Source organism: Devosia sp. MC532, from assembly GCF_016461625.1.
GTDB lineage: Bacteria > Pseudomonadota > Alphaproteobacteria > Rhizobiales > Devosiaceae > Devosia.
Genome location: NZ_JAEMNZ010000029.1, coordinates 1 through 941, shown reverse-complemented (window position 1 = coordinate 941; position 941 = coordinate 1). Strand labels below are relative to the sequence as shown.

General features: G+C 59.3%; 1 protein-coding gene. It reads right to left on the bottom strand.

Annotation, left to right across the window (positions count from 1 at the left end):
• A partial coding sequence (locus tag JHC09_RS16795) for a transposase (RefSeq protein ID WP_210338191.1) occupies positions 1 to 941 on the bottom strand: 941 nt, incomplete at both ends.

The following is a 941-nucleotide window of genomic DNA, read 5'->3' as shown; positions in this document are numbered from 1 at the left end:
GCCAGGATGGTCAAGCTGGCCTCAGTTGCGACGTTCTTTAGGCCCCGCGTTCGGAAGTGGGTGGCACCCATCCAGCCTTTTATAGTGCCGAAGACGTGCTCGACTGTGCAACGCCGAACCGCCATTGCGTCAGGCATGGCCTCAAGCCGTCGCTCCATTTCATCGAGAACAGCTTCGTGCTCCCATCGTCGTATGCGCTTCTCCTTGCCGGTCGTGCACAGCGAACGGGACGGACAGGCGCCGCAAGCCGTTTGGTTGTAATAGACCTTGATGAGCTTGCCGGCCTCAACGGTAGCGTGGCGCTTTTGTAATTGCGCGCCGACAGGGCAGCGATAGGTGTCGGTATCCGGCTCATAGGTGAACGACGGCTTCCCCCAAAGACCACGCGCTTGCGCGGGTGACGTGTTCGGCCTTGGTACCATCGGAATAATGCCCGCTTCAGCGCAGGAGCGGATCTGCTCTCCCTCGTAATACCCACGATCGGCAATGGCGATCATGCCTGTAGAGCCGATCTCGGCTTGTGCGGCCTTGGCCATCTCCACTAGGTGCGAGCGGTCATGACCGCGGTTGGTCACCGCATTGGCAACCACAATATGGTACTTGGTATCGACAGCCGCCTGAAGGTTGTACCCGACAACACCACGATGATCGCTTCCAGTTGCCATGGCGCGGGCATCTGGGTCACTCAGCGATATCTGCGCATCGGGAGCATCTTGTAGCTGTCGGCCGATTTCCTCGAGTTCCCCGAGGCGTCCACGCAATGACGCCAGTCGCTCCGTCAAATGCTCAATCCGCGGCGCCGCTGGTCCTGTCTCGGCACTGTCGGCTTTATCAAGTTCGGCTAGGTAATACGCGATGCTCTCTTCGACACGAGCCTTCCGTCGCGCCAGCTTGCCTTTGGTGTAATTCTTCTCGTGCGTGTTCATTGCGCGAAGACGCGA